Origin of the sequence: Paracoccus sp. MBLB3053, assembly GCF_031822435.1 — a bacterium.
GTDB lineage: Bacteria > Pseudomonadota > Alphaproteobacteria > Rhodobacterales > Rhodobacteraceae > Paracoccus > Paracoccus aurantius.
Window position 1 is genome coordinate 639,921 of record NZ_JAVQLW010000001.1, and the last position, 19,638, is coordinate 659,558.

25 protein-coding genes are annotated in these 19,638 nt (G+C 63.5%); 16 read left to right on the forward strand and 9 right to left on the reverse strand.

The window, feature by feature from the left end:
• Positions 1-2: 2 nt before the first annotated feature.
• The 4 genes from rlmH to RGQ15_RS03215 all read right to left on the reverse strand — a co-directional run bounded on the left by rlmH (position 3) and on the right by RGQ15_RS03215 (position 1,503).
• Complete coding sequence (gene rlmH, locus RGQ15_RS03200; RefSeq protein ID WP_311158773.1) at positions 3-470, reverse strand: 23S rRNA (pseudouridine(1915)-N(3))-methyltransferase RlmH; 468 nt, start codon at positions 468-470, stop codon at positions 3-5.
• 14 nt (positions 471-484) lie between these two features.
• On the reverse strand, positions 485-883 hold the full coding sequence (gene rsfS / locus RGQ15_RS03205; protein WP_409201297.1) for a ribosome silencing factor: 399 nt from the start codon (positions 881-883) through the stop codon (positions 485-487).
• A gap of 132 nt (positions 884-1,015) precedes the next feature.
• Complete coding sequence (locus RGQ15_RS03210) at positions 1,016-1,249, reverse strand: hypothetical protein (protein ID WP_311158776.1); 234 nt, start codon at positions 1,247-1,249, stop codon at positions 1,016-1,018.
• On the reverse strand, positions 1,246-1,503 hold the full coding sequence (locus RGQ15_RS03215) for a hypothetical protein (RefSeq protein WP_311158777.1): 258 nt from the start codon (positions 1,501-1,503) through the stop codon (positions 1,246-1,248). The genes RGQ15_RS03210 and RGQ15_RS03215 overlap by 4 nt, the downstream gene beginning before the upstream one ends.
• A gap of 40 nt (positions 1,504-1,543) precedes the next feature.
• On the opposite strand from RGQ15_RS03215, the gene leuC reads away from it, so the two are divergent.
• Positions 1,544-2,980 carry a 3-isopropylmalate dehydratase large subunit gene (gene leuC / locus RGQ15_RS03220; protein WP_311158778.1) on the forward strand — a complete coding sequence of 479 codons (1,437 nt, stop codon included), beginning with the start codon at positions 1,544-1,546 and terminating at the stop codon, positions 2,978-2,980.
• Here the strand turns inward: leuC and RGQ15_RS03225 are convergent.
• Entirely contained in the window at positions 2,961-3,578 is a 618-nt protein-coding gene (locus RGQ15_RS03225) for a hypothetical protein (protein WP_311158779.1), read from the reverse strand. The genes leuC and RGQ15_RS03225 overlap by 20 nt on opposite strands.
• A gap of 86 nt (positions 3,579-3,664) precedes the next feature.
• Here RGQ15_RS03225 and leuD point away from each other — a divergent pair, with 86 nt between their 5' ends.
• From leuD to RGQ15_RS03255, 6 genes are all read left to right on the forward strand, one after another.
• Positions 3,665-4,270 carry a 3-isopropylmalate dehydratase small subunit gene (gene leuD / locus RGQ15_RS03230; protein ID WP_311158780.1) on the forward strand — a complete coding sequence of 202 codons (606 nt, stop codon included), beginning with the start codon at positions 3,665-3,667 and terminating at the stop codon, positions 4,268-4,270.
• Positions 4,261-5,304 (forward strand): endonuclease/exonuclease/phosphatase family protein, encoded by a 1,044-nt coding sequence (locus RGQ15_RS03235; protein WP_311158781.1) that lies wholly within the window; start codon positions 4,261-4,263, stop codon positions 5,302-5,304. Before leuD ends, RGQ15_RS03235 begins: the two co-directional genes overlap by 10 nt.
• A gap of 112 nt (positions 5,305-5,416) precedes the next feature.
• Entirely contained in the window at positions 5,417-6,115 is a 699-nt protein-coding gene (locus RGQ15_RS03240) for an SAM-dependent methyltransferase (RefSeq protein WP_311158782.1), read from the forward strand.
• 395 nt (positions 6,116-6,510) lie between these two features.
• The gene (locus tag RGQ15_RS03245) at positions 6,511-6,975 is read left to right on the forward strand and encodes a c-type cytochrome (protein ID WP_311158783.1); all 465 of its coding nucleotides are present in this window, start codon (positions 6,511-6,513) and stop codon (positions 6,973-6,975) included.
• The gene (locus tag RGQ15_RS03250) at positions 6,975-7,583 is read left to right on the forward strand and encodes a cytochrome b/b6 domain-containing protein (RefSeq protein WP_311158784.1); all 609 of its coding nucleotides are present in this window, start codon (positions 6,975-6,977) and stop codon (positions 7,581-7,583) included. Before RGQ15_RS03245 ends, RGQ15_RS03250 begins: the two co-directional genes overlap by 1 nt.
• A gap of 109 nt (positions 7,584-7,692) precedes the next feature.
• On the forward strand, positions 7,693-7,848 hold the full coding sequence (locus RGQ15_RS03255) for a hypothetical protein (RefSeq protein ID WP_311158785.1): 156 nt from the start codon (positions 7,693-7,695) through the stop codon (positions 7,846-7,848).
• Positions 7,849-7,894: 46 nt separating this feature from the next.
• On the opposite strand, the gene parC is transcribed toward RGQ15_RS03255, so the two are convergent.
• Positions 7,895-10,123: a DNA topoisomerase IV subunit A gene (parC, locus tag RGQ15_RS03260; protein WP_311158786.1), complete on the reverse strand. Its 2,229-nt coding sequence runs from the start codon at positions 10,121-10,123 to the stop codon at positions 7,895-7,897.
• Between the two features lie 104 nt (positions 10,124-10,227).
• Between parC and RGQ15_RS03265 the strand changes: the two genes are divergently transcribed.
• From RGQ15_RS03265 to RGQ15_RS03290, 6 genes are all read left to right on the forward strand, one after another.
• Positions 10,228-11,046, forward strand: coding sequence for an SDR family NAD(P)-dependent oxidoreductase (locus tag RGQ15_RS03265; RefSeq protein ID WP_311158787.1), 819 nt, complete (start codon positions 10,228-10,230; stop codon positions 11,044-11,046).
• A gap of 22 nt (positions 11,047-11,068) precedes the next feature.
• Positions 11,069-11,269, forward strand: a complete 201-nt coding sequence (locus RGQ15_RS03270) for a twin transmembrane helix small protein (protein ID WP_311158788.1) — start codon at positions 11,069-11,071, stop codon at positions 11,267-11,269.
• Positions 11,269-11,841: a cob(I)yrinic acid a,c-diamide adenosyltransferase gene (locus RGQ15_RS03275; RefSeq protein ID WP_311158789.1), complete on the forward strand. Its 573-nt coding sequence runs from the start codon at positions 11,269-11,271 to the stop codon at positions 11,839-11,841. Before RGQ15_RS03270 ends, RGQ15_RS03275 begins: the two co-directional genes overlap by 1 nt.
• A gap of 123 nt (positions 11,842-11,964) precedes the next feature.
• Positions 11,965-12,723, forward strand: coding sequence for an electron transfer flavoprotein subunit beta/FixA family protein (locus RGQ15_RS03280; protein WP_311158790.1), 759 nt, complete (start codon positions 11,965-11,967; stop codon positions 12,721-12,723).
• Positions 12,723-13,649, forward strand: a complete 927-nt coding sequence (locus tag RGQ15_RS03285) for an electron transfer flavoprotein subunit alpha/FixB family protein (protein ID WP_311158791.1) — start codon at positions 12,723-12,725, stop codon at positions 13,647-13,649. The genes RGQ15_RS03280 and RGQ15_RS03285 overlap by 1 nt, the downstream gene beginning before the upstream one ends.
• Positions 13,650-13,769: 120 nt before the next feature.
• Positions 13,770-14,645: a 3-hydroxybutyryl-CoA dehydrogenase gene (locus RGQ15_RS03290; RefSeq protein ID WP_311158792.1), complete on the forward strand. Its 876-nt coding sequence runs from the start codon at positions 13,770-13,772 to the stop codon at positions 14,643-14,645.
• Positions 14,646-14,673: 28 nt separating this feature from the next.
• On the opposite strand, the gene plsY is transcribed toward RGQ15_RS03290, so the two are convergent.
• Genes plsY through RGQ15_RS03305 form a run of 3 tightly spaced genes read right to left on the reverse strand, consistent with a single transcriptional unit; the run spans position 14,674 to position 17,482 of the window.
• Positions 14,674-15,258 (reverse strand): glycerol-3-phosphate 1-O-acyltransferase PlsY, encoded by a 585-nt coding sequence (plsY, locus tag RGQ15_RS03295; RefSeq protein ID WP_311158793.1) that lies wholly within the window; start codon positions 15,256-15,258, stop codon positions 14,674-14,676.
• Positions 15,255-16,526, reverse strand: a complete 1,272-nt coding sequence (gene pyrC, locus RGQ15_RS03300; protein WP_311158794.1) for a dihydroorotase — start codon at positions 16,524-16,526, stop codon at positions 15,255-15,257. Before pyrC ends, plsY begins: the two co-directional genes overlap by 4 nt.
• The gene (locus RGQ15_RS03305; protein WP_311158795.1) at positions 16,523-17,482 is read right to left on the reverse strand and encodes an aspartate carbamoyltransferase catalytic subunit; all 960 of its coding nucleotides are present in this window, start codon (positions 17,480-17,482) and stop codon (positions 16,523-16,525) included. Before RGQ15_RS03305 ends, pyrC begins: the two co-directional genes overlap by 4 nt.
• Before the next feature lie 132 nt (positions 17,483-17,614).
• Here RGQ15_RS03305 and cobA point away from each other — a divergent pair, with 132 nt between their 5' ends.
• The 3 genes from cobA to RGQ15_RS03320 all read left to right on the forward strand — a co-directional run bounded on the left by cobA (position 17,615) and on the right by RGQ15_RS03320 (position 19,638).
• Positions 17,615-18,349 (forward strand): uroporphyrinogen-III C-methyltransferase, encoded by a 735-nt coding sequence (cobA, locus tag RGQ15_RS03310; RefSeq protein ID WP_311158796.1) that lies wholly within the window; start codon positions 17,615-17,617, stop codon positions 18,347-18,349.
• Positions 18,350-18,482: 133 nt separating this feature from the next.
• Positions 18,483-18,716, forward strand: coding sequence for a sulfurtransferase TusA family protein (locus RGQ15_RS03315; protein WP_311158797.1), 234 nt, complete (start codon positions 18,483-18,485; stop codon positions 18,714-18,716).
• Positions 18,709-19,638 carry an AEC family transporter gene (locus tag RGQ15_RS03320; protein WP_311158798.1) on the forward strand — a complete coding sequence of 310 codons (930 nt, stop codon included), beginning with the start codon at positions 18,709-18,711 and terminating at the stop codon, positions 19,636-19,638. The genes RGQ15_RS03315 and RGQ15_RS03320 overlap by 8 nt, the downstream gene beginning before the upstream one ends.

A 19,638-nucleotide genomic window follows, 5' to 3' on the forward strand; every position in this document is an offset into this window, starting at 1 on the left:
CTTCAGACCCGGTGGTAAGGGCTTCCGGCCAGGATGGTGGTTGCGCGGTAGATCTGTTCGGCCAACATGACGCGGACCAGCATATGCGGCCAGACCATGCGCCCGAAGCTGATCGCGAGATCGGCGCGGGCACGCAAGGCGGGGTCGATCCCGTCCGCGCCTCCGATCACGAAGGCGATGTCCCGGGCCTGATCGCGAAATCCGGCAATTTTCTGGGAGAACTCGGGCGATGACAGCATCTGGCCACGCTCATCCATGATGACGACCGCCGCCCCATCCGGGATCGCGCGCTCAAGCAGCGGCGCTTCGGTAGCCATACCGCCGCCACGCTTGTCCTCTACTTCGGTGATCGTGACGGGGGGCAACCCCAAGGGACGACCAGCCTTGGCGTGACGGTCAAGGTAATCGGCGATCAGCTTCGCCTCGGGTCCCTGCCGCAGCCGCCCGACCGCGGCAATGACCATACGCATGTTTCAGGCCCGGATCAGTTCGGGTTCCGGCGGGCCTCTTCGGCCGCGTGATCCGCGCGCATGCGCTCAAGCGTGGCCGAACGCAACGCATCCGCCGGCATCCACATCTTTTCGAGCTGGTAAAACTCGCGCACTTCGGGGCGGAACACATGCACGATCACGTCATCCGTGTCGATCAGCACCCAATCGCCGGTATCCTTGCCCTCGATGCGGGCATTTCGACCGGTCTGTTCCTTCAGACGCTGGACAAGCTTTTCGGCGATCGCGGCAACCTGACGGGAAGAACGACCCGAGGCGATCACCATGTGATCGGCCATGGCCGAACGGCCGCGCAGGTCGATGGTCACGACCTCTTCGGCTTTGTCATCGTCAAGCGAAGTCAGAATGCGGTCAAGGAGCTGATCGCTGGTCAACTCAGAGCCCGCGGTGGGCGCAGCCGGCACAGAGGCCGGCGAAGCGGTATTGGACAGGGGTTCATCCTCCGGTCATCGCGCCGACAACCCCCGGCGCAGGGCACTTATAATGTAGCATGAAATGCGTTCTGCTCAATGAGCCGGGGACGGATTTATTGGAGCATTCCCCAGCGTACAGGCCGAAATGGGCAGATTTTCCCAAGCCTCCGGGCACTTGACCTGATGCTCGGCCCAGGCAAGTCGATGCGCATTCACGCGCGCCATTTCCCGCGACCGATCATCCGCGCCGTCCAGGACAAGCACGCTCAGGGCGAAAAAAGCGACCAACAGCAATGGCATGGCACGCATGGCAACGCGAATCATCATTCCTCAACCTCCAAGGCTTTTTCGACCACCGTAGACGCTGCGTGCGGAAAGGAAATTAACAGCCTCGTGCGCCGATATTGCCTGAAGCGGCAAACCGTCGTAAAAGGCTTGCCATGCGAGGATTCGTCTATTTCGATATCCATGACCGCGCCCGCCTGCCGGGGCGGTTCTACGGCGAAAGCCTTTCCGTCACTGCGCGACTTTGACGGTGGCCGGCGCTTTTCCTGCGCCTCGCCGCGGATCGCGGCACCCATTCCCGCTACTTCCCAGCTACTCTTTCGGAAAGAGACAGCCATGACCGGCAATACCAATGCGGGCGCACCCCGCACGCTTTATGACAAGATCTTCGACGCGCATGTGGTCGACCGTTCCGAGGACGGCACCTGCGTCCTTTATATCGACCGCCACCTGGTCCACGAGGTCACCTCGCCCCAGGCCTTCGAGGGCCTGCGCATGACCGGCCGCAAGGTCCGTCGCCCCGACCAGACCATCGCCGTGCCGGATCACAACGTGCCCACCACCGCCGATCGCGTGCAGGGCATCGAGAACCCCGAGGGCCGCATCCAGGTCGCGGAACTGGACAAGAACGCGCGGGAATTCGGGCTGAACTACTACCCAATGTCCGATGTCCGGCAGGGCATCGTCCATATCGTCGGACCGGAACAGGGCTGGACGCTGCCCGGCATGACCGTGGTCTGCGGCGACAGCCACACCGCGACCCACGGCGCTTTCGGCGCGCTTGCGCATGGCATCGGCACCTCCGAGGTCGAACATGTTCTGGCCACGCAGACGCTGATCCAGAAGAAATCCAGGAACATGAAGGTCGAGATCACCGGCAAGCTTCTGCCGGGGGTCACGGCCAAGGACATCACGCTGGCGGTCATCGGCAAGACCGGCACCGCCGGCGGCACCGGCTATGTCATCGAATATTGCGGCGAGGCAATCCGCGACCTGTCGATGGAAGGCCGCATGACCGTCTGCAACATGGCGATCGAAGGTGGCGCGCGTGCCGGCCTGATCGCTCCGGACGAAAAGACCTTCGAATATTGCAAGGGTCGGCCGCATGCGCCGAAAGGCGCCGCCTGGGAGGCCGCCGTCACCTGGTGGAAGACGCTTTTCACCGATGAGGGTGCGCATTGGGACAAGGTCATCACCATTCGCGGCGAGGACATCGCCCCGGTCGTGACCTGGGGCACATCGCCCGAAGATGTTCTGGCGATCACCGACAAGGTCCCTGCCCCGGAAGATTTCGAAGGCGGCAAGGTCGAAGCCGCGCGCCGCTCGCTGGATTATATGGGCCTGAAACCGGGCACGCCGCTTGATGAAATCAAGATCGACGCGGTCTTCATCGGCTCTTGCACCAATGGCCGGATCGAAGATCTGCGGGCCGCTGCAGGCATCCTCAAGGGCCAGAAGCTGGCCGAGGGCGTTCGCGGCATGGTCGTTCCGGGCTCGGGGCTCGTGCGTCTTCAGGCCGAGGAAGAGGGGCTCGACAAGATCTTCACCGATGCGGGTTTCGAATGGCGCCTTGCGGGCTGCTCGATGTGCCTTGGCATGAACCCGGACCAGCTCGCGCCGGGTGAGCGCTGCGCGGCAACCTCGAACCGCAACTTCGAGGGCCGGATGGGTCGCGGTGGCCGCACGCATCTGATGTCGCCCGTGATGGCTGCCGCGGCAGGCATCAAGGGACACCTGACCGACGTTCGCGAATTCATGGCCGAGACGGTCTGACACCTGCGCGGCGGGGCAGGACCCTGCCCCGCCTCAACAGGAAGATGGCGTTCAGGTCGATCAGCAGAAGCCCGAGGTTCTCGAACAGGAAGTTGAACCTGATCTTGGCGACATTCATGCTGATGAGAGAGTCGATGTGATGGAAACCCACCGCACGCACCAGCACATAGCCGCAAAGGATGGCCAGCCCCAAGAGGGCCACGCCATTCGTTCGCAGGTGACCGCGCAGGATGCGCAATCCTATCATCAGGAAGCAGATCGCTGCCAGCATCAGTATCGCGATGAAGGCGACCTGAACCAGCGCGCGGGATTCGTACCATCCCTGCGCCTGCGCAACGCATCGGCCCGTAGCGGTCAGCGCGCTTTGCAGATCGAGCTGCTTGTTGATCGCGAGAAAGCCCGTGATGGGGGCAATCACCGCCCAAAGCGCGATCGCCGCGCCCCTTGGACGGAGCATCAGCACCCGAACCGCCAGGAAGAAACAAAGAAGGTAGAAGATCACCGTCAGCCAGCCGGTGATCTCGGGATCTCCGATCTCGGGCGACCAGGATTGGGTCACGCAGGACCGGAGGGCGGCAAAACTCGGGAACCCGAACATCTGAACATCCTTGTGGCGGCGCAACTGATCCGTCACGCAAAAGCTAACGGCCACCTACGCGGCCAGTCAATTCTGCGAGGAAGCAAATGGACAAATTCACCACGTTGACGGGAATCGCCGCGCCGATGCCCCTGGTCAACATCGACACCGACATGATCATCCCCAAGCAGTTCCTCAAGACGATCCACCGCTCGGGGCTGGGCAAGAACCTTTTCGACGAAATGCGCTATGACGCCGAGGGCAAGGAAGTCCCCGATTTCGTATTGAACCAGCCCGCCTATCGGGACGCGCAGATCATCGTCGCGGGCGACAACTTCGGCTGTGGCTCGTCGCGCGAACACGCGCCCTGGGCGCTTTTGGATTTCGGCATCCGCTGCGTCATCTCGACGAGCTTCGCCGACATCTTCTACAATAACTGCTTCAAGAACGGCATCCTGCCGATCGTCCTGCCGAAAGAAGCCGTCGACGCGCTGATGGACGACGCGCGCAAGGGTGCGAATGCGCGAATGACGGTGGACCTTGAAAACCAGAATGTCACGACTTCGGATGGTCAGAGCTTTGCGTTCGAGATGGACCCGTTCCGCAAGCATTGCCTGCTGAACGGTCTCGACGATATCGGCCTCACGCTCGAGAAGTCTTCTTCCATAGATGCTTTCGAGACACAGATGGCCCAGAGCCGTCCTTGGGTCTGAGAACCCTTGCCGCGGTGGCGATTGTCGCCGCCTTCGGCCTGACTGCAAAGGCCGATCCCCTGCGGATCGCCACTTTCAGCCCCGACCTGTCGCGAGACGGGCCGGGGCTTTTATTTCGTGACCTTGGACGAGACGATCCCCAGATCGCCGCAGTGATCCGGGTGATTGGGGAGGCGCGGCCCGATATCCTGCTTCTGACCGGTTTCGATTGGGACCACGACGGACTCGCGCTCGCTGCCTTTCAAAAGCGTCTCGGCGGATCGGATCTCGATTACCCTTACAGCTTCGCGGCGCGACCGAATGCCGGAATTCCGACCGGGCTGGACCTGAACGGCGACGGTCGTCTGGGCGGACCGGCTGACCGCCAGGGCTTCGGCAGGTTCAGCGGACAAGGGGGCATGGCGATCCTTTCGCGCCATCCTGTCGGAGCGGTCACGAATTACAGTGAATTGCTCTGGCAGGAGCTTGCGGGTAACCTGATGCCCGACACCCCGGCCGAGGTCGCGGCCATCCAGCGCCTGTCGTCGGTCGCACATTGGGACGCCAGCATCATGGTCGATGGCAGGCCCCTGCACCTTCTCGCCATGTCAGCGACACCCCCCGTTTTCGACGGGCCGGAGGACCGCAATGGCCGGCGCAATCACGACGAACTGGCCTTCTGGCTGGACCACCTCCCCGACACGGATTTCGTGCTGGCCGGCAAGCTGAATATCGACGCGGTTGATGGCGATGGCCGGCCCGAAGCGCTTTCTCGGATCATGGATTTCGTGCAGGACACCGAGCCGCGCAGTCGCGGCGGAAAAGTCGCAGGGGCCGCATCCAAGAATGCCGGGCAGAAGGGGGACCCGGCACTGGACACGGCTGACTGGCCGGGCGCGAGGGCTCCGGGCAATCTGCGGGTGGATTACGTTCTTCCGAAAAAAGGCCTGCGGGTCATCGGCTCGGGCGTGCTCTGGCCGGAAGGCGGCGAGCTTGCCGATGTTGCGCAGGAAGCGTCGGCTCATCGCTTGGTCTGGGTCGAAATCGACTGGTAGCCGCGATAGAGCCCGCTCGCCCATTGGCAAGCGCTTCGCGCTTCTGCTAGAGGCTTCGGCCTGCGGATATTTTCGCGACCCGTCATCGTTTCATGCCCGAGCGGAGAGCAAGATGATTGATCTGACCCTAATCGGCATCGGGACGGGAAGCCCCGGTCACCTGACTCGCGAGGCCATCGCCGCTATGGAGAATTCCGATCTCATCCTGATCCCCGTCACGCCGGGCGAGGATACCGGAACAATTCGCGAGGGGCTGTGTCATCGCGTGCTGGTCAGCCCGCCCCGGATCGCGCCATTCCCGGCAATCGGCGCAGCTGACGCAATCGCGGCCCAGCTCGAAACGATCCTGCGCGCCACGGCCGCCACGCGTCCCTGCGTTCTTGTCTGGGGCGATCCCACCCTGCAGGAAGATGCCCTGACCGCCGCGCAGGCCCTTTCCTTGCGCACGCCGCTCCACCTGCGGCTCGTTCCCGGGATAACGGCGATTCAGGCGCTCTGCGCGGCCCATCTTATTCCAGTCAGCGTCTCGGACACGCCGGGCCAGATCGTCACCGGTCGGCAGTTGCGCGAACACGGCTGGCCCGAATCCGTAAGCCGCATCATCGTCATTCAGAATGATGAGAATGCGTTGCAGGAAATCGACCCTGAAGGCGTCAAGATCTGGTGGGGCGCCTATCTTGGCATGCCGGAACAGATGCTGAGGCAGGGGCCACTCGGCGCGGTCGGAGCCGAAATCATCAGGCTGCGAAGGCAAGCCCATGAAAGGCACGGCTGGATTGCCGACTGCTGCCTTCTGGAGCGGCGCGCCTAGAGAGAAAGAGGCCGCCGTTCTTGCCCACGCGGAGGGAGGAGAGACGTAGCAAGAACGGCGGCACTGCCATGAAGACCCCGTGCGGCTCGGGGTGGCGGGGATGCGGGCCCCGTCCATTTCAGGTTGCGCTGCATCGCAGAACTTCTCAACTTGAAACCATAGCCAGCCGTTAGCGACAACACGACTGCTTGTTTCCGCGCCAGTGGGTAAGTGGGACTGTCCGAAAAAAGCGCAAGCACGGCAGCAGGCCGCGCAAACCCTGTCCCCGGGTTGGCCCATCCGCCCCTGTAATCCGATCACGACAATGGCAACACAAGTCGCGTTGGCAGCGGCAGAACGCTGTGCAAATCTCGGGATGTGATTTCCTGCCAATGCCGCCAGAAAGGACAGACGACATGCGCCAGATGCTGACCGCCGCCGCCATTGCCACTTTCCCGCTGCTTCAACCAATGATCGCCAATGCGGATGACGCCATCAAGCAAGCCGTCGAGGCACGGCATGGCTATTACGCGATGCTGTCGATGAACATGTCGACCCTGGCTGGCATGGCCAAGGGCGATGTTGCCTATGACGAGGCAGCCGCCAGTCGCGCGGCCGCGAATATCGAAGCCCTTACCCATTACGATCTTCCCGGCCTCTTCGTCGAAGGCAGCGCCTCGGGCCAGGTCGAGGGCAGCGCGGCAAAGGCGGAAATCTGGACCGACATGGACGATTTCAAGGCCAAGTTCGCCGGGCTGGTCGAGGCCGCAGCGGGTGCGGCAGAAGCGGTGAAGGGCGGCCAGGACCAGGTCGGCCCCGTTGTCGGCAAGCTGGGCGCGGCCTGCAAGGCCTGCCATGACAGCTATCGCGAAAAGAGCTGATGCCCCGCCCCGCCCGTTGCGACGAGAAAGTCGGCGCGCCACGCGAGGTCACCCTGTGGGACCCTTTCCTTCGCGGCTTTCACTGGTCGCTCGCGGTCTTCGTCATCCTCTCGTGGTGTCTCGGCCAGTTCGGCCCAGCCCAGATGACGCTGCATTTCTGGTGTGGCTATGTCGTGACCGGACTTCTCATCTTTCGCCTGATCTGGGGTTTCGTCGGCCCGGCCCCTGCCCGTTTCTCGCATTTTCTACGTGGCCCCGCCGCGATCGCGGGTTACCTGCGAGGGATCTTCATGCGCGAACCCAGCTATTGGCCAGGCCACAATCCGCTCGGGGCTCTTTCGGTCATAGCGATGCTCGCGGCCCTGGCCGCGCAAGTGACGACCGGGCTCATCTCGGACCCCGATGATTTCATCAATGTCGGTCCGCTCGCGGGTTTAGTCGAACCTGCCACCCGCTCCAGGGCGGTCGGCTGGCATGAGTTTGGCGCGAACCTGGTCCTTGTCCTGGTGCTTGTGCATGTTGCCGTGATCCTCTTCTACCGCTTCTGGAAGCGCGAGGATCTGGTCAGGCCCATGCTCACGGGTCGCAAACAGGTTCGTGATCGCTAGGTCGCGGAATTGATCGAATCGTTAACGCGTGCCAGCCTTGCTAGGCGAACCGTGCACGGGTGACGTCTGTTTTCGCCAACCGTGCCTCGATCCCAAGGAGCACGACGACATGACGAAAATCATCGCCGCCGCCGCCTTGGTCTTGTCGATGGCCGCCCTTCCGCTCGCGGCCTGCCCTTACAGCAAGACAAAGGCTGACCAATCCGCCTCGACCACGCCCCAGGATGGAACGACGATCATCCTGAAGCCCAAGGCCAGCAGCTGAACGAACGGGGCCGGGTCTACCGGCCCCTTATTCAATCAGCTGGCATTCAGTTGAACTTGTTGTCGCGTGGAAAGCCGCGCGGCGCCATGTAACCTGCGCCGGATCTTTTGCCCAACCATTGTGTCAGGTCAGGTTCAGTGCGCGTCCGACCGCCACTTTCCTGCCAGCGCAGGCCATCCGCCAGAGTGATGCAGATCGCGTCGGACAGACCGCCATCCTTGAACTTCTGCAACCGGACACCCTTGCCGCGCCCCATCTCGGGCAATTCGTCCAGGGGGAAGACCAGCAACTTGCGATTCTCGCCGACAGTGACGACATGGTCCCCGCTGACAGGGCGGCACAGCAGCGCATCGCCGTTCAGCACCTGCTTGCCCGCACGCGTCTGGGCCAGGATATCGGCAGAGGCAACGATGAACCCGTCCCCGGCTTTCGAGGCCACCAGGTATCGCACCCCGTCGCGCCACGGGAACATGTCGATCACCGCCACGTCATTCGGCAGGTCGATCATCAGGCGAAGCGGCTCGCCCATGCCACGCCCGCCCGGAAGATTGTTGGCAGCCAGCGTGTAGAAACGGCCATTCGCGCCATAGACGATCAGCTTGTCGGTCGTCTCGGCATGCAGGGCCATGAATGGGCCATCGCCATCCTTGAACTTGACCTCGGCATCCAGCGGCTGGTGGCCTTTCATGGCGCGTATCCAGCCCATCTTCGACAGGATGACGGTGATCGGCTCGCGCTCGATCATCGAATCCATGTCGATCACGGCAGCTTCACCCGCCTCACCGATCTCGGTCCGACGTAGGCCACCGGGGGCGGACTTGCCGAACTTGCCCCGCGTCTCGCGCAGCTCTTCGGCAATCTTCGACCATTGCGCGCCTTCGTCCGCAAGCATGGCCATCAGGCCTTCGCGTTCCTTGGTCAGGTTCTCGTGCTCGGCGCGCAATTCGATCTCTTCAAGCCTGCGCAAGGCACGCAGGCGCATGTTCAGGATCGCCTCGACCTGAACGTCGGAAAGCTTGAACTCGGCCATCATCACCGATTTCGGATCATCCTCGTAGCGGATGATCTCGATCACGCGATCAAGGTTCAGGAAGGCGATCATGTAGCCTTCCAGCACCTCGAGGCGCGCCGCGATCTTGTCGAGCCGGTGATTGGCACGGCGCAACAGCACCTCGCGACGGTGATCGAGGAAGGCGCGCAGGACCTCCTTGAGCGAACAGACCTTGGGCACACGTCCGTCGATCAGCACGTTCATGTTCAGTCCGAAGCGGATCTCAAGATCCGAAACCCGGAAAAGCGCCGCCATGAGTTGATCGGGATCGACGGTCCGGGCGCGAGGTTCCAGCACGATGCGGACATCCTCGGCGGATTCGTCGCGCACATCCGCAAGGATCGGGATCTTCTTCGTCTGGATCAGCTCGGCCAGACGTTCGATCAGCTTGGATTTCTGGACCTGATACGGGATCTCGGTGACGACGATCTGGTAGTTGCCGCGCCCCAGATCCTCGCGTTCCCAGCGCGCGCGCAGGCGAAGGCTGCCCCGCCCGGTGCGATAGGCCTCGGCGATCGTCTCGCGGCTTTCGACCAGCACGCCGCCAGTCGGAAAATCAGGGCCGGGCATGATCGAAATCAGTGTGTCGTCCCGCGCGTCCGGTGCCTTGATCAGGTGCAGGCAGGCGTCGATCACCTCGTGCAGATTGTGCGGAGGGATGTTCGTCGCCATGCCGACCGCGATCCCCGAGGCACCGTTGCACAGCAGGTTCGGGAAGGCCGCCGGAAGGACGACCGGCTCTTCCAGAGTGCCATCGTAATTCGGACGGAAATCGACCGAGTTCTCGGCCAGTCCTTCCATCAGCGCGTCTGATGCGGCTGTCAGGCGCGCCTCGGTGTAGCGCGCGGCGGCAGGGTTGTCGCCGTCGATATTGCCGAAGTTTCCTTGCCCGTCGACCAGCGGGTAACGCATGGCAAAGGGCTGCGCGAGACGCGCCATGGCGTCATAGATCGCGGTATCGCCATGCGGGTGATAATTCCCCATCACGTCGCCGGTGATCTTGGCGGATTTCCGGAACGCCCCGTTGGGCGACAGCCGCAATTCGCGCATCGCGAAAAGGATGCGACGATGTACCGGCTTCAGCCCGTCCCGCGCATCGGGCAGCGCCCGGTGCATGATCGTGCTGAGCGCATAGGTCAGGTATCGCTCGCCAATGGCGCGCGACAACGGTTCGGACGTGGTCTGATCCGCGTTGGGATCGGGAATGTTCGGATCATCGGACATGACCGGTTGAATATTCCCGCGCGCGCCTTCGGTCCAGCCGGAAATGCGCGTATTGCGCGAACGCCCCGCTTCGCGCAGAACCGTGCCGCAACAAGGGGCGATAGATGAAGACCGTTCTGATCACCGGCTGTTCCTCGGGCATCGGGCTGGATGCTGCACGGCACATGAGGGCACGCGGCTGGCGCGTCATCACCACTTGCCGCAAGCCGCAGGACATCGAGGCCCGTCGCGCAGAAGGATTCGACGTCGTCCCGCTGGAACTTGCCGATGAGGACAGCGTGGCCCGGGCCGCGCAAACCGCCCTGTCGCTGGGGCGGATCGACGCGCTGGTGAATAACGCCGCCTTCGCCATTCCCGGCGCGAGCGAGGATCTGCCGCGCGGCGCGCTTCGCGCCATCTTCGAGGCCAATCTGTTCGGCACGCATGATCTGACCGTCCGGCTCCTGCCGCATTTCCGCCAGCATGGGGGGCGGGTCGTCAATATCAGCTCGGTCCTGGGTCTTGTCGGCATCCCGTGGCGCGGCGCCTATGTCGCGACCAAGTTCGCAATGGAAGGACTGACGGATGTCCTGCGCGTCGAAATGGCCGACACCGGGGTGAGGTTCGTGCTGATCGAGCCGGGGCCCATCGCAACGAAGATCCGACTGAACTCTATCCCGCATTTCGAGCGCTGGATCGACTGGCAGGCCAGCCCAAGGGCCGAACAGTATCGCGCCACCCTGCTCAGGCGGCTCTACGAGCCTGCCGCGAAAAAGGACCGGTTCGAACTCCCCCCCGCTGCGGTCAGCGCGCGAATCGCCATGGCTCTGGAAGATGTGAACCCGCGCCCGCGCTACTATGTCACGACCCCCACCTACCTGTCGGGGATCGGGCGACGCCTGCTTTCGACACGCGCTCTGGACTGGTTCGCACGTCGCAGCTAGGCTCCAACCGAAAGGCACCGCGATGCATGACAAGACCATTCTCATCCTGCTGGGCATCTGCTGCCTCGCCGTCGTGGCGATCCTAGCCACCGGCATCGGGGGATTTGCCAAGGGCGGCGAATTCAACCGCAAGAACGGCAATCGGCTCATGCGCTGGCGCATCATCGCCCAGGCCATCGCCGTAGCGGTATTCCTGCTTTACCTTTGGGTGAGGGGCCACTGATGGTCGTCCTGAGCAAGATCTACACCCGCACCGGCGACAAGGGCGACACAGCCCTGTCGAATGGCGAACGCGTTCCGAAACATGATGCGCGGGTCGAAGCCTATGGCACGGTCGATGAACTCAATGCGACCTTGGGTATCGCCCGCCTCCATGCCAAGGACGAGCTGGCCGAAAAGATCGCCACCATCCAGAACGACCTTTTTGATCTTGGCGCCGACCTGTCGCGCCCGCGCATGCATGAGGACGCCGAGGCCCCCTATCCGGTCCTGCGCATCATCGATTCGCAGGTGTCACGGCTGGAAAGCGAAATCGACGCGATGAACGCCGATCTCGCCCCCTTGCGCAGCTTCATCCTGCCGGGCGGGACGCCCCTGGCAGCACATCTGCACATCTGCCGCACCGTGGCGCGCCGCGCCGAGCGTTCGGCATGTGCCCTTGCGGCAACCGGGGACACCAACCCGGCGGCGATCAAGTATCTGAACCGCCTGTCTGATTGGCTTTTCGTGGCGGGTCGGATCGCAAATGACAACGGCGAACGGGACATCCTCTGGGTGCCGGGCGCCAGCCGCTAGCCAGACCGTAACAATGATTAGGACAAAGCGACGTAACGGCGTCGCTTTTACCCTGTCATTGCCCGGACCAGCCCGTTAACAAATTCGCCGAACAGGTGACGCAACCAAAAGGGAGAGAGACCAATGAAGGTTCTCGTGCCAGTGAAACGCGTGATCGACTACAACGTTAAGGCCCGCGTGAAGGCTGACGGTTCCGGTGTCGATCTTGCCAACGTCAAGATGTCGATGAACCCGTTCGACGAGATCGCCGTCGAGGAAGCGATCCGTCTGAAGGAACAGAGCATCGCGTCGGAAGTGATCGCGGTTTCGATCGGCGTGAAGCAGGCGCAGGAAACCCTGCGCACGGCGCTCGCGATGGGCGCGGACCGGGCGATCCTGGTCGTCGCCGCGGAAGAAGTTGCGACTGACATCGAGCCGCTGGCCGTCGCCAAGATCCTGGCGAAAGTGGCCGAGGCCGAAGGCGCCGAGCTGGTCATCGCCGGCAAGCAGGCGATCGACAACGACATGAACGCCACGGGCCAGATGCTGGGCGCGCTGCTGGGCTGGGGTCAGGCGACCTTCGCCTCGAAGCTCGAGATCGCCGGCGGCAAGGCCAAGGTCACGCGCGAAGTCGATGGCGGCCTGCAGACGATCGAAGTGGCGCTTCCTGCCGTCGTCACTGCCGACCTGCGCCTGAACGAGCCGCGTTACGCGTCGCTTCCGAACATCATGAAGGCGAAAAAGAAGCCGCTGGAGGAAAAGACCGCCGCCGATTTCGGCGTCGATGTCAGCCCGCGCCTGGAAATCGTCTCGACCCGCGAGCCCGAGGGCCGCAAGGCCGGCATCAAGGTCGGCTCGGTCGATGAGCTTGTCTCGAAACTGAAAGAAGCGGGGGTGATCTGATGGCCGTTCTTCTGCTGGGTGAAGTCACCAATGGCGAACTGAATCGCGACGCGACCTCGAAAGCGGTCGGAGCCGTGAAATCGCTGGGCGACGTGACCGTCCTTTGCGCTGGTGCATCGGCACAGGCCGCTGCCGCCGAGGCCGCCAAGATCGCCGGCGTTGCCAAGGTCCTGGTCGCGGAAAACGCTCTTTATGGCCACCGCCTGGCCGAGCCGACCGCCGCGCTGCTGGTCAGCCTTGCGGGCGATTATTCGCATATCGCCGCTCCGGCGACGACCGATGCCAAGAACGTCATGCCCCGGGTCGCGGCGCTGCTTGACGCCATGGTGATCTCGGACGTCTCGGCAGTGATCGATGCCGATACGTTCGAGCGCCCGGTCTATGCCGGAAACGCCATCCAGACCGTAAAGTCGAAGGATGCGAAGAAGGTCTTCACCATCCGTACGGCCAGCTTCGACGCTGCCGGAGAAGGCGGTGCAGCGGCCGTTTCCGAGACGGCAGCCGCCACCGATCCGGCACTGTCGACCTGGCTTGCCGACGAGGTCGCCGAAAGCGACCGCCCCGAACTGACCTCGGCCAAGCGCGTCGTCTCGGGCGGCCGTGGCCTGGGCTCCAAGGAAAGCTTCGAGATCATCGAGAAGCTCGCCGACAAGCTCGGTGCCGCCGTCGGCGCCTCGCGCGCGGCAGTCGATTCGGGATATGCCCCGAACGACTGGCAGGTTGGCCAGACCGGCAAGGTCGTGGCTCCGGATCTTTACGTCGCGGTGGGTATCTCGGGCGCGATCCAGCACCTTGCCGGCATGAAGGATTCGAAGGTCATCGTCGCAATCAACAAGGACGAAGAGGCCCCGATCTTCCAAGTCGCCGATTTCGGACTGGTCGGCGATCTTTTCACCACCGTTCCGGAACTGACCGAAAAGCTCTGATCCGGCGCAGTGCGGACAGTCGACAATTCGAAAGCCGCCCGGTCTCCCGGGCGGTTTTTGCGTTGAACCGGCGCGTGACTTGCCCCTATCGTCCCTGCGAAAGCTGCAGGGGGCCGAGACATGGCGATAAAATCCGTTGGCGTTATTGGCGCCGGTCAGATGGGCAACGGCATCGCGCATGTCTTCGCGCTGGCCGGATATGACGTGCTGATGACCGACATCTCGCGCGATGCGATGGACAAGGCCGTGGCCTTGATCGGCAAGAACCTCGACCGGCAGGTCAGCCGCGAGAAGATCTCGGCCGCGGACAAGGACGCGGCGCTTGGGCGCATAAAGACCACCTTGCAGCTTGCGGACCTGGGCCAATGCGATCTCGTCATCGAGGCCGCGACCGAACGGGAGACGGTCAAGCACGCGATCTTCGAGGATCTCGTGCCGCATCTGAAGCCCGAGACGATCCTTGCCTCGAATACCTCGTCGATTTCGATCACCCGCCTGGCCAGCCGAACCGACCGGCCCGAGCGTTTCATGGGCGTTCATTTCATGAACCCCGTTCCGGTCATGCAACTGGTCGAGCTGATCCGCGGCATTGCCACCAGCGAGGAGACCTTCAGCCAGCTCGTCGAAGTGGTCGAAAAGATCGGCAAGACCTCGACGCGGGCCGAAGACTTCCCGGCTTTCATCGTGAACCGCATCCTGATCCCGATGATCAACGAGGCGGTCTATACGCTTTACGAAGGGGTGGGCTCGGTCAAATCCATCGACGAATCGATGAAATTGGGCGCGAACCACCCGATGGGTCCGCTGGAGCTGGCCGATTTCATCGGCCTGGACACCTGCCTTGCCATCATGAACGTCCTGCATGACGGATTGGCCGATACCAAGTACCGGCCCTGCCCGCTTTTGGTGAAATACGTCGAGGCCGGGTGGCTTGGGCGCAAGACCGGTCGCGGCTTTTACGACTATTCGGGCGAAACCCCGGTTCCGACCCGGTAAGCGAGGGCGGCGCAAGCCGCTCGAACGCCTAGCCTTTCTTGCCGATTTTCGGTTCGGTGCCCGACATGATGCGGCGGATGTTCGCACGGTGGCGTATGTAGATCAGCACCACCATGAAACCCGTTACGGCCCCCATGCGTGGGCCGTCCAGCCAGAGCCCGAGCACAGGCGTAACCGCCGCCGCAACCAGCGCGGAGAGCGATGAGATGCGACCGATCAGCGCCGTGACCAACCAGACCGCACAGGCCGCAAGCCCAAGCCGCCAGTCCAGCGCGATCACGGTGCCCAGAAAGGTGGCGACCCCCTTGCCGCCCTTGAACCCCAGCCATACCGGATAGAGATGGCCAAGGAAGGCCGCCGCGCCCGCAAGCATCGCGGCTTCCGGCCCGGCCAGCCAGCGCGCCAGCAGAACGGCGATTGCGCCCTTGCCGGAATCCAGCAGAAGGGTCGCTAGCGCCGCTGGCTTGTTGCCGGTCCGCAGCACATTGGTCGCACCGATATTGCCCGAGCCGATCTGGCGCAGATCGCCCAGCCCAAGCGCGCGGGCAATCACCATCCCGAAGGGGATCGCGCCCAGCAGATAGCCGATGATAATCCAGAGGATCAGGCTCATGCGGCCTCTCCGAACACCCTGTTCCCGGCGACCCAGGTCCCAAGAACCTTGCCCTGCATCCGCGCACCGTCAAATGGCGTGTTCTTGGACTTCGACAGCAAAGTGAACCGATCAAGCACGAAGGGCGCATGCGGGTCGAACAGCACCAGATCCGCAGGCGCGCCGACCGAGACCCGACCGGCCTCCAGCCCCAGACGTCTTGCGGGGTTCAGCGACATGGCACGCCAAAGCTGGGGCAGGCTCAGCCCGCCGGAATGGTAAAGACGCAAGGCTGCGGGCAGAAGCGTCTGCAGCCCGACCGCGCCGGGGGCCGCCTCGGCAAAGGGCAGGCGCTTTGATTCCTCGTCCTGCGGCGTGTGGAAGCTGGCGATCACGTCGATTACGCCTTCGGCCACCGCCTCGACCAGCGCCATCCGGTCGTCCTCGGATCGCAGGGGCGGGGTGAAGCGGAAGAAGGTGCGGTAATCGCCCACATCGAATTCGTTCAGCGTCAGGTGATGGATCGAGACTCCGGCCGAAACGTCATGACCCGCTTCGCGCGCGCGGCGCAGCGCTGGCAGGCTGGCGGCGACCGTGACCTGGTCAGCGTGGTAGCGCGATCCGGTCATGGCAACCAATGCAAGATCGCGGTCCAACCCCATCACCTCGGCCATGGGCGAGACGGCAGGAAGGCCGTAAAGCGAGGCGAACTTGCCCGAAGTGGCGGCCGTCCCCTTGGACAGGCCCGGCTCCTGCGGATGCCCCACGATCAGCGCGTTCAGTCCGCGCGCATAGGTCATGCAGCGCGACATGAGCCGCGTGTCAGCAACGACGCGGACACCGTCGGTGAAGGCCACCGCGCCGGCATCCTGCAGAAAGGACATCTCGACCATCTCGCGGCCCTCGCGGGCATGGGTCAGCGCTGCCATGTGGCGGATGTTGACCGGCGCATCCGCGGCACGACGAGTCACGAATTCAAGGGATTCCGGCGTGTCGATGGGTGGGTTCGTGTCGGGACGCGCAATGACGGTCGTGACCCCTCCGGCCGCAGCCGCCAGACCGGCGCTGCGGAAGCTTTCCTTGTGGCGTTCACCCGGCTCACCGATCTTCACGCCCCAATCGACAAGACCGGGGGCCAGATGCTTGCCGGCGCAATCGAACAGCTCGGCCCCTTCCGGAGCCTCGGCGCCGATCGCGTCGATCCGCCCATCGCACACGGTCATCGTGGTTTCTTCGACGCCTTGTGCCTCGGGATCAATCAGGCGGGCATTTTCGAAATGCAGGATCATGCCATCATCTCCGAGGCTTTCGCGCCGCGATCGGCACGAAGGTTGCGCGCCAGAAGGTCCATCGCGGCCATGCGAACGGCCACGCCCATTTCCACCTGGTCCTGGATGACGGATCGGTTGATGTCATCGGCGATGGTACCGTCGATTTCGACGCCCCGGTTCATCGGGCCGGGATGCATGACGATCGCATCATCTGCCGCAAGAGCCAGCTTTTCGGCGTCGAGCCCCCAGCGATGGTAATATTCGCGCTCGGACGGGATGAAGCCCCCATCCATGCGTTCCTTTTGCAGGCGCAGCATCATCACGACATCGGCGCCCTTGAGCCCCTCGCGCATGTCCTCATAGACTTCGCAACCCCAGTCGCGCGCCCCCGCGGGCATCAGGGTCGCCGGGCCGACAAGGCGCAGGCGGTTCTCCATCTTGCCCAGCAGGAACAGGTTCGAACGCGCGACACGGCTATGGGCGATGTCGCCGCAGATCGCCACGGTCAGGCGGTGCAGCCTCCCCTTGGCGCGGCGGATGGTCAGACCGTCCAGCAGTGCCTGGGTCGGATGCTCGTGTCGGCCGTCGCCCGCGTTCAGGACGGCGCAATTCACCTTTTGCGCAAGCAGGTCCACCGCCCCCGATTGCGGGTGGCGCACCACCAGCAGGTCGGGATGCATGGCGTTCAGCGTCATCGCGGTGTCGATGAGCGTCTCGCCCTTTTTCACCGAACTGGTCTGCATCGACATGTTCATGACGTCGGCCCCAAGCCGCTTGCCCGCCAGCTCGAAGCTGGACTGGGTGCGCGTCGAGTTCTCGAAGAACATGTTGATCTGCGTCATGCCTGCCAAGGCATCGGAATGTTTCACCGTGCGTCGGTTCAGGTCGACATAGGTTTCGGCAAGATCAAGGAGCGTGGTGATTTCGGCCGGGGCGAGAGGCTCGATCCCCAGAAGATGACGGGCTCGGAACATGGATTGAATCCCCAGGGTCGCGGTTGCGGGCTATATGGCAAATGCGGGACGATGCGGCAAGTCGCCTATCTTGTCGCCCGATGACCTTGATGCCCCCTTGCCATGCCGAGGATTTTGCCGCATCGCGGAAACATGAGTGATCCGAAGGGCATGGTCAGTTTCGTTTCCTCGGGGCCCGGTGACCCCGAGTTGCTGACGATGCGCGCCATCCTGCGCCTCGAAGCGGCCGATGTGGTGCTTTACGACGATCTGGCCTCGGGGCCGGTGCTGGAGCGCGCCGGATCTCAGGCCGAGCGCATTGCAGTCGGCAAACGCGCCGGCCGCCCTTCCGCCAAGCAGGAACATGTCAATGCGCTGCTGGTCGAACACGCGAGCGCCGGACGCAAGGTCGTCCGCCTGAAATCGGGCGACTCGGGCATCTTTGGACGGCTTGAGGAAGAAATAGCCGCGCTTCGTGCCCATCAGATCCCCTTCGAGATCGTGCCCGGCGTGCCCTCGGCCATGGCGGCGGCCGCTGTCGCGGGCATCCCTCTGACCCGCCGCCTGACGGCGCGTCGGTTGCAATTCGTCACGGGTGCGGATGTGACCGGCGGGCTGCCGGGCGATCAGAACTGGGCCGCGCTGGCTGACGGGAATGCAACCACCGTCGTCTTCATGGGGCAGCGCACCTTCCCGAAAATGGCCGAAGAGCTGATCCGACACGGCATGGCCCCGGACACCCCGGCCCTGTTGGCCGAAGCCATTGGGCATCCTCACCAGAGGCTGATCCGGACGACGGTCAAGGGACTGGCCGCATTGCTTGCAGCCGAAGGCCCGAGCGCGCACCCTGCGCTGATCCTTTACGGACCGCTGGCGGAGATGCCCTGAGTTCCGGTCGCGGGCTTTTCGCGGGGACCACGCTTGCACCCGCCCCGCCCAGGGATATTCTGACGCCGCATAGGGGGACTGGTATGGCACGCAGCAAGATCCAGACGGGCAAGATCAAGATGGACGGTCCCGCATGACCAAGCGGATCGACGCGCGGGATCTGCTTTGCCCTCTTCCCGTTCTCAGGCTGCGCAAAGGTCTGATCGGGGCCAGTCCGGGCACGCGTGTCGTGCTTGTGGCAACCGATCGCGCCGCCTTGGTCGACGTGCCGCATTTCTGCGCCGAATCCGGGCATCTTCTGATTTCCATGACGCCGCTTGTCTGCGGCGCGACCGAGTTTCTTGTCGAGCGCGGGCCGGATGCTTGAGATCTTCCTGAAAACCTTACCGTTCTTTCTTCTGATTGGAACCGGCTGGCTTGCCGGATGGACGCGGTTCTTTCCCGAACAGGCGACGGGATGGCTCACGAAATTCGTGTTCTATTTCGCGCTCTCGGCCATGCTCTTCCGTTTCGCCGCAAGCGTGGATGTGGAAAGCCTGTTCGATCCGGCCTTCGTGCTGGCCTATCTTTGCGGCTCTCTGGCGGTCTGGGCGCTGGCACTGGGTGTGGCGTTCTGGCGCCGTCTTCCGCTGGCCGAGGCCGCCATGGAGGCCCATACCGCCATGATCGGGAATACCGGGTTTCTGGGCGTTCCCATGTTGGCCGTGCTCTTGGGTGAACAGGCAATCGGTCCGATCCTGATGGTGCTGACGATCGACCTCGTGGTCTTCTCGACGCTCGTCACCCTGCTGATCACCGGGGCGCGGCAGGGACGCATCACCGTCGCGGCGATCCGTCCGCTGGCCCGCGGGATCGCCGCGAACCCGATGATCGTCTCGATGGTCGCGGGGTTGCTCTGGGCGCGTCTGCATCTGCCGATGCCGGCGCCGTTGGACGAATTCCTCGCGCTGCTGGGGGCAGCTGCCACACCCGGTGCGCTTTTCGCCATCGGCGCGAGCCTCGCCGGAAAATCCGCCGAAAGGCTGGGCCCGGCAATCTGGCTCAGCTCGGCCAAGCTGATCCTGCATCCCTTGGCGGTGGCCATCGCGGCGCTCTTCCTGTTCAGCGTGGAGCCCTTTGCGGCTGGCGTGATGATCGCCGCAGCCAGCCTGCCCGTTGCCGGAAACGTCTATATCCTGGCTCAACATTTCGGAGTGGCGGCCCATCGTGTGTCGACCGCCATTCTCATTTCGACGGCAGCGAGCATCGCGACCTTGCCCGCTGTCATTCACTGGATCACGAAAGGCTAG

Coding starts and splice junctions, on each gene's coding strand:
- rlmH (WP_311158773.1), bottom strand. CDS start 470: ATGCGTATGGTCATTGCCGCGGTCGGGCGGCTGCGGCAGGGACCCGAG.
- RGQ15_RS03210 (WP_311158776.1), bottom strand. CDS start 1,249: ATGATGATTCGCGTTGCCATGCGTGCCATGCCATTGCTGTTGGTCGCT.
- RGQ15_RS03215 (WP_311158777.1), bottom strand. CDS start 1,503: ATGGGTGCCGCGATCCGCGGCGAGGCGCAGGAAAAGCGCCGGCCACCG.
- leuC (WP_311158778.1), top strand. CDS start 1,544: ATGACCGGCAATACCAATGCGGGCGCACCCCGCACGCTTTATGACAAG.
- RGQ15_RS03225 (WP_311158779.1), bottom strand. CDS start 3,578: ATGTTCGGGTTCCCGAGTTTTGCCGCCCTCCGGTCCTGCGTGACCCAA.
- leuD (WP_311158780.1), top strand. CDS start 3,665: ATGGACAAATTCACCACGTTGACGGGAATCGCCGCGCCGATGCCCCTG.
- RGQ15_RS03240 (WP_311158782.1), top strand. CDS start 5,417: ATGATTGATCTGACCCTAATCGGCATCGGGACGGGAAGCCCCGGTCAC.
- RGQ15_RS03245 (WP_311158783.1), top strand. CDS start 6,511: ATGCGCCAGATGCTGACCGCCGCCGCCATTGCCACTTTCCCGCTGCTT.
- RGQ15_RS03250 (WP_311158784.1), top strand. CDS start 6,975: ATGCCCCGCCCCGCCCGTTGCGACGAGAAAGTCGGCGCGCCACGCGAG.
- RGQ15_RS03255 (WP_311158785.1), top strand. CDS start 7,693: ATGACGAAAATCATCGCCGCCGCCGCCTTGGTCTTGTCGATGGCCGCC.
- parC (WP_311158786.1), bottom strand. CDS start 10,123: ATGTCCGATGATCCGAACATTCCCGATCCCAACGCGGATCAGACCACG.
- RGQ15_RS03265 (WP_311158787.1), top strand. CDS start 10,228: ATGAAGACCGTTCTGATCACCGGCTGTTCCTCGGGCATCGGGCTGGAT.
- RGQ15_RS03270 (WP_311158788.1), top strand. CDS start 11,069: ATGCATGACAAGACCATTCTCATCCTGCTGGGCATCTGCTGCCTCGCC.
- RGQ15_RS03275 (WP_311158789.1), top strand. CDS start 11,269: ATGGTCGTCCTGAGCAAGATCTACACCCGCACCGGCGACAAGGGCGAC.
- RGQ15_RS03280 (WP_311158790.1), top strand. CDS start 11,965: ATGAAGGTTCTCGTGCCAGTGAAACGCGTGATCGACTACAACGTTAAG.
- RGQ15_RS03285 (WP_311158791.1), top strand. CDS start 12,723: ATGGCCGTTCTTCTGCTGGGTGAAGTCACCAATGGCGAACTGAATCGC.
- RGQ15_RS03290 (WP_311158792.1), top strand. CDS start 13,770: ATGGCGATAAAATCCGTTGGCGTTATTGGCGCCGGTCAGATGGGCAAC.
- plsY (WP_311158793.1), bottom strand. CDS start 15,258: ATGAGCCTGATCCTCTGGATTATCATCGGCTATCTGCTGGGCGCGATC.
- pyrC (WP_311158794.1), bottom strand. CDS start 16,526: ATGATCCTGCATTTCGAAAATGCCCGCCTGATTGATCCCGAGGCACAA.
- RGQ15_RS03305 (WP_311158795.1), bottom strand. CDS start 17,482: ATGTTCCGAGCCCGTCATCTTCTGGGGATCGAGCCTCTCGCCCCGGCC.
- cobA (WP_311158796.1), top strand. CDS start 17,615: ATGAGTGATCCGAAGGGCATGGTCAGTTTCGTTTCCTCGGGGCCCGGT.
- RGQ15_RS03315 (WP_311158797.1), top strand. CDS start 18,483: ATGACCAAGCGGATCGACGCGCGGGATCTGCTTTGCCCTCTTCCCGTT.
- RGQ15_RS03320 (WP_311158798.1), top strand. CDS start 18,709: ATGCTTGAGATCTTCCTGAAAACCTTACCGTTCTTTCTTCTGATTGGA.